Annotated in this window: 5 protein-coding genes and 1 rRNA gene; 5 read left to right on the top strand and 1 reads right to left on the bottom strand. The window is 59.2% G+C overall.

Annotated elements, in window-relative coordinates; genetic code table 11:
- From rrf to I5S59_RS09760, 4 genes are all read left to right on the top strand, one after another.
- Positions 1-100 (top strand): 5S ribosomal RNA (gene rrf / locus I5S59_RS09775); the annotation flags it as partial.
- A 230-nt stretch (positions 101-330) separates the two neighbouring features.
- On the top strand, positions 331-990 hold the full coding sequence (locus I5S59_RS09770) for a paraquat-inducible protein A (RefSeq protein WP_197876398.1): 660 nt from the start codon (positions 331-333) through the stop codon (positions 988-990).
- A complete protein-coding gene (locus tag I5S59_RS09765) occupies positions 977-1,600 on the top strand; it encodes a paraquat-inducible protein A (RefSeq protein WP_197876397.1) in 624 nt (207 codons plus the stop codon). Before I5S59_RS09770 ends, I5S59_RS09765 begins: the two co-directional genes overlap by 14 nt.
- Positions 1,593-3,893, top strand: a complete 2,301-nt coding sequence (locus I5S59_RS09760) for a PqiB family protein (RefSeq protein ID WP_197876396.1) — start codon at positions 1,593-1,595, stop codon at positions 3,891-3,893. The genes I5S59_RS09765 and I5S59_RS09760 overlap by 8 nt, the downstream gene beginning before the upstream one ends.
- A gap of 141 nt (positions 3,894-4,034) precedes the next feature.
- Here the strand turns inward: I5S59_RS09760 and rpsT are convergent, their stop codons facing one another.
- Complete coding sequence (gene rpsT / locus I5S59_RS09755) at positions 4,035-4,307, bottom strand: 30S ribosomal protein S20 (protein WP_128323759.1); 273 nt, start codon at positions 4,305-4,307, stop codon at positions 4,035-4,037.
- Between the two features lie 251 nt (positions 4,308-4,558).
- Here rpsT and murJ point away from each other — a divergent pair, with 251 nt between their 5' ends.
- Complete coding sequence (murJ, locus tag I5S59_RS09750; protein WP_197876395.1) at positions 4,559-6,097, top strand: murein biosynthesis integral membrane protein MurJ; 1,539 nt, start codon at positions 4,559-4,561, stop codon at positions 6,095-6,097.
- The last annotated feature ends 43 nt before the right edge of the window (positions 6,098-6,140 follow it).

Raw genomic sequence — 6,140 nt, 5'->3', positions numbered from 1 at the left:
CATTGGAACCACCTGATCCCATCCCGAACTCAGCAGTGAAACGATGCATCGCCGATGGTAGTGTGGGGTTTCCCCATGTGAGAGTAGGTCATCGTCAAGATTAAATTCCGAAACCCCTATCTGCGTATGCAGGTAGGGGTTTTGTCTTTTCCGGCCTGCCGCCAGTGCAGCTCGCCCTCGATCCTGTGGGAGCTGGCGACAGCCTGCGATCGAGTGCGAAGCGCTCGCAAATTTCCGGAGCAGGCCCTTAAGCCAGCCGTTGACCCGCATCGGTTCCATCTGCCGTGTATCGGTTAGAATACCGCCCTTATGTAAACTCAGAAGTTCACTATGTCCGACTCCGTCGAATCCCGTCCGCTCGCTGACCTGCCTCTGGATCAACTGGTGGCGTGTCACGAATGTGACCTGTTGATGCGCAAGCCGGTGCTCAAGCTGGATGAGAAAGCACATTGCCCGCGTTGTGGGTACGAGCTTTATGCCCACCGTCACAACGTCGTGCCGCGCAGCCTGGCCCTGGTACTGGCCGCCTTGTTGCTCTACATACCCGCAAACTTCCTGCCCATCATGCAACTCCACCTGTTGGGGCAGAGCTCTGACGATACGGTCTGGAGTGGTGTGGTCGGCCTGTACAACACCGGCATGCGCGGCGTGGCGGTGGTTGTATTTCTTTGCAGCATGGCCATCCCGCTACTCAAGTTGCTGTGTCAGCTGGTCGTGCTATTGAGCATTCGCCTGAACATCGGGCGCAGTTACGGTCTGTTGCTGTACCGGATTTATCACCACCTGCGCGATTGGGGCATGCTCGAGGTCTATTTCATGGGCGTGCTGGTCGCGATGGTCAAGTTGGTCGATCTGGCTGAGCTGAGTCTCGGCCTGGGGCTGGCCTGTTTTGTCAGTTTGTTGCTGGTCCAGGTCTGGCTGGAGGTGGTCATGTCACCTCACCAGGTCTGGACAGCGTTATCGGGGGAAGATCTGCATGCGTGCGATTGATGCCGGGATTCTGATCTGTGGTGAATGCCACGAACTCAATCGTCAGGAGCCGGAGAGTACTTCACAAACCTGCAACCGATGCGGTGCGATTGTGCATGCGCGACGGCCCAACAGCCTGGTGCGAACCTGGGCTTTGCTGATCACCGCGGCCATTCTCTACATCCCGGCCAACGTCCTGCCGATCATGACCGTCAGTGCCTTGGGGCAAGGGAGCCCGGACACCATCATGTCGGGTGTTGTCACCCTGATGAAGCACGGCATGTTTCCGATCGCTGCGGTGGTGTTTATCGCCAGCATCCTGGTGCCGACGTTCAAGCTGGTGGGCATTGCCTTGCTGCTGTATTCGGTACAGCGCCACCAGCCCTTGTCTGCACGCCAGCGCATCCTGATGTACCGCTTCATTGAATTCATCGGGCGCTGGTCAATGTTGGACATCTTCGTCATCGCCATTTTGGTGGCGGTGGTGAATTTCGGCCGCATTGCCAGTGTCGAGGCCAACCTCGGCGCGGTCGCCTTCGCCAGTGTGGTGATCCTGACAATGCTCGCTGCTGTAACTTTTGATCCCCGACTGATTTGGGATAACACGGAGTCGGATGACGACAATGAGTGATTTGCCTACGGCTAAAACCCGCCCAGCCTCGAACTGGTCGGCTATCTGGATATTGCCCCTCATCGCACTGGTCATTGGTGGCTGGTTGGGGTGGCAGGCTTATAGCGAATCGGGGGTGAATATCCAGGTTCGTTTCGAAAGCGGTGAGGGTATCGTCGCCAACAAGACCGAGGTGGTCTTCAAGGGCATGTCGGTCGGTAAGGTCAAGGAGCTGGTGCTGGATGCCACGGGCAGCAACACCGGCGTGATTGCTACCATCGAGATGAACAAGGAGGCCGAGCCGCATCTGAACACCGGGACGCGCTTCTGGCTGGTCAAGCCGAGTGTCACCCTGGCCGGCATCACCGGTCTGGAGACCCTGGTTTCCGGCAACTACATTGCCGTGAGTCCGGGGGAGGGAGAGCCAACCAAGCGCTTCAAGGCGCTGGATGAAGCGCCGCCCCTGTCGGACAGCGAACCGGGCCTGCACCTGACCCTCAAGGCCGATCGGCTGGGCTCGCTCAACCGTGACAGCCCGGTGTTCTACAAGCAAATCCAGGTTGGTCGGGTAAAAAGCTATCGTCTGGCCGAAGACCAGGGCACGGTGGAGGTCAAGGTGTTCATCGAGCCTGCCTACGCCAAGCTGGTGCGCAAGCACACGCGCTTCTGGAACGCCAGCGGCATCAGTATCGATGCCAACCTGTCGGGGGTGAAAGTACGTAGCGAGTCACTTGCCAGTATCGTTGCCGGCGGTATCGCCTTTGCGACACCCGAGCACCGCAAGGACAGTCCGCCCACCGACACGAACCTGCCGTTCCGCCTGTACGAAGACTTCGATGCTGCCCAGGCGGGTATCCGCGTGAAGGTCAAGCTCAGCGACTTCGAGGGCCTGCAGGCCGGGCGTACGCCGGTCATGTACAAAGGCATCCAGGTCGGTTCGCTCAAGGCCCTGAAGGTCGATAGCGACCTTACCAGTGCAACCGCCGAGCTGACCCTGGACCCGCTGGCCGAGGACTACCTGGTAGACGGCACCCAGTTCTGGGTGGTCAAGCCGTCGATCTCCCTGGCTGGTATCACTGGCCTGGAAGCCCTGGTAAAAGGTAACTACATTGCGATCCGCCCGGGTGACAAGGGCGCTTCTCCGCAGCGTGAGTTCGAAGCCCGACCCAAAGCGCCTCCGCTCGACCTGAAGGCGCCAGGCCTGCACCTGGTACTGTTCAGCGACAACCTCGGTTCGCTGGAAGTCGGTAGCCCGATTCTTTACCGTCAGGTGAAGGTAGGTACCGTGCAGAGTTACCAGTTCTCGAAAAAGAGTGGCCGCCTGTTGATCGGTGTGCACATCGAGAAGGAGTACGCCAACCTGGTCAACGGTTCGACGCGCTTCTGGAACGCCAGCGGCATCACCCTTACCGGTGGTTTGTCGGGCATCCAGATCAAAAGCGAGTCGCTGCAAAGCCTGATGGCCGGTGGTATCGCGTTTGACACGCCGACTCCCAATGTAGCGCTGAAGCGCCGTATTCCTACCTTCCGCTTGCATACGGACCAGGAAGCAGCCAATCGCAGCGGTACTACCGTTACGATTCGGGTAGAGCGTGCTGACGGCCTGAAGGTTGGCACACCGATTCGCTTCAAGGGCCTGGATGTCGGCAAGGTGGAGCAGGTGGACCTGACCAAGGACCTCCAGGCAGTGTTGCTCAAGGCGCGCATCACCGAAGTGCCGGAGCGCATTGCGCGCGAAGGTACACAGTTCTGGGTGGTCAAGCCGGCACTGGGGATCGTCAAGACTGCAAACCTGGAAACCCTGGTCACCGGGCAGTACCTGGAGGTGCAGCCGGCGGTGAAGAACCTGGGGCCGCAACGTACATTCAATGCGCTGGCCGAGGCGCCTGATTTCTCCGAGCGTGAAGCAGGGCTTTCGCTGGTACTCAGTGCGCCGAGACGGGGCTCGATCAAGCCCGGTGTGCCGGTGACCTACCGTGAGATCCCGGTTGGCAAGGTGACAGGGTTCGAGCTGGGGCAAACGGCTGACCGCGTGTTGATCCATATCCTCATCGAGCCGCGTTATGCCGCGCTGGTGCGAGGTGGTAGCCGGTTCTGGAACAGCAGTGGCTTCGGTTTCGACTTCGGCTTGTTCAAGGGGGCTACAGTGCGTACCGAGTCGCTGGAAACCATGATCGAAGGCGGTATTGCCTTTGCCACGCCAGATGGCGAACAGATGGGTAACCCGGCACGACCACAGCAGACCTTTGCCTTGTTCGACAAGGCGGAAGACGAATGGCTGCAGTGGGCACCGAAGATTCAGATCGGCAAGTAACTGCGGTATTGGGTTATAGCCTGCGATCGCTCCGCGATCGATCGCAGGCTACGCCAGCTCCTACAGAATGAGCAGTTTGAACACTAAATCGCAGGCAATAAAAAACCGACCCTAGGGTCGGTTTTTTAACAAGCGTGTCGCTTAGGCAGCCAGTTTCAGCGCCTTGATGTGGCCATTCAGACGGCCTTTATGGCGAGCAGCCTTGTTCTTGTGGATGATGCCTTTATCGGCCATACGGTCGATAACTGGCACAGCCAGGATGTAAGCAGCTTGCGCTTTTTCGGCGTCTTTTGCGTCGATGGCTTTAACTACATTCTTGATGTAGGTACGAACCATGGAACGCAGGCTGGCGTTGTGGCTGCGACGCTTCTCAGCCTGTTTTGCACGTTTTTTGGCGGAAGGTGAGTTGGCCACCGTCGAGCTCCTCGAAAGACTTGGTAAATAGCAAACAAAATAGGCCGCGAATCATGCCGATGAGTTAATCGGTTGTCAAGGGCACTTGCATGGTTCCGCTGAGTGGTCGTTCCTTACAAGGGAGTGATTCCCTTCTGCGGTGTGACCTGTAAACTCGGGAGTTTTTGCTCTGCTTGCGTTGCGGCGCGGAGTATCGCACAACTGGGCGCGTTCCGGCACAGCCCTTTATCTTAAGGCGTGAAAAACTTTCGATGAACCTTCTGAAATCCCTGGCCGCCGTCAGCTCCATCACCATGATTTCCCGGGTGCTGGGCTTTGTCCGCGACACGATCCTTGCGCGGGTATTCGGCGCTGGCGTTGCCACCGATGCCTTTTTCATTGCCTTCAAACTGCCCAACCTGTTGCGCCGGATCTTCGCCGAGGGCGCGTTTTCCCAGGCGTTCGTGCCGATTCTGGCGGAGTACAAGACCCAGCAGGGCGAGGAGGCGACCCGCACCTTCATTGCCTATGTCAGCGGTCTGCTGACTCTGGTACTGGCGCTGGTCACGGCCCTGGGCATCCTGGCAGCGCCCTGGGTGGTGTGGGTTACCGCCCCGGGGTTTGTCGACAGCGCCGAGAAGTACCAGCTGACCACTGACCTGCTGAGGGTCACGTTCCCTTATATATTGCTCATCTCACTGTCGTCGCTGGCCGGGGCCATCCTCAATACCTGGAACCGCTTTTCGGTACCGGCGTTCGTGCCCACGCTGCTCAATGTGGCGATGATCGCCTTTACCCTGTTCCTGACACCGTATTTCGACCCGCCGATCATGGCGCTGGCCTGGGGCGTGCTGGCCGGCGGGCTGGCCCAGCTGCTGTATCAGCTACCCCATCTGAAAAAGATCGGCATGCTCGTGCTGCCGCGCCTGAACCTGCGCGACAGCGGCGTCTGGCGGGTGCTCAAGCAGATGCTGCCGGCCATCCTCGGGGTGTCGGTCAGCCAGATTTCGCTGATCATCAACACGATCTTTGCGTCGTTCCTGGTCGCCGGCTCGGTGTCGTGGATGTATTACGCCGACCGCCTGATGGAGTTGCCGTCCGGCGTCCTGGGCGTGGCCCTGGGCACCATCTTGCTGCCGACCCTGGCCAAGACCTATGCCAATCGCGACCGTCACGAGTATTCGCGTGTTCTCGACTGGGGCCTGCGCCTGTGTTTCCTTTTGGTGCTGCCGTGCACCCTGGCCATGGCGATCCTGGCTGAGCCGTTGACCGTGGCACTGTTTCAGTACGGCAAGTTCTCGGCCTTCGACGCCGCGATGACCCAGCGCGCCCTGATCGCCTATTCGGTGGGGCTGCTGGCCATCATCCTGGTCAAAGTGCTGGCACCGGGGTTCTATGCCCAGCAGAACATCCGTACTCCGGTTAAAATCGCCGTGTTTACCCTGGTCTGTACCCAGTTGTTCAACCTGGCGTTCATCAGCCACCTGCAGCACGCGGGCCTGGCCCTGGCCATCAGCCTGGGCGCCTGTCTGAATGCCGGTTTGCTGTACTGGAAGCTGCGTCAGCAGCAGTTGTTCCAGCCGCAACCGGGCTGGGCGAAGTTCCTCGGCAAGCTGATTGTGGCGGTGCTGTTGATGTCGGCGGTATTGCTGGTAGGCATGCATTACATGCCGGCCTGGGCAGAAGGGCAGATGCTTGAACGCTTCCTGCGTTTGGGTGGGCTGATTCTGGCGGGTGTTGTGACGTATTTCGGCAGTCTGTTCGTGTTCGGTTTCCGCCTGCGCGACTTTGCGCGCAAGGCGCTGCATTGAGCCGCGAGCACGGCCAGACGTCGGTTTTATCCATTCCATGCCT

The organism is Pseudomonas alkylphenolica, assembly GCF_016009175.1.
Classification (GTDB): Bacteria; Pseudomonadota; Gammaproteobacteria; order Pseudomonadales; family Pseudomonadaceae; genus Aquipseudomonas; species Aquipseudomonas alkylphenolica_B.
The sequence above is the reverse complement of the archived record's forward strand: the minus strand, read 5'-3'. Positions and strand labels throughout refer to the sequence as shown.

Coding starts and splice junctions, on each gene's coding strand:
- murJ (WP_197876395.1), top strand. CDS start 4,559: ATGAACCTTCTGAAATCCCTGGCCGCCGTCAGCTCCATCACCATGATT.
- I5S59_RS09760 (WP_197876396.1), top strand. CDS start 1,593: ATGAGTGATTTGCCTACGGCTAAAACCCGCCCAGCCTCGAACTGGTCG.
- I5S59_RS09765 (WP_197876397.1), top strand. CDS start 977: ATGCGTGCGATTGATGCCGGGATTCTGATCTGTGGTGAATGCCACGAA.
- I5S59_RS09770 (WP_197876398.1), top strand. CDS start 331: ATGTCCGACTCCGTCGAATCCCGTCCGCTCGCTGACCTGCCTCTGGAT.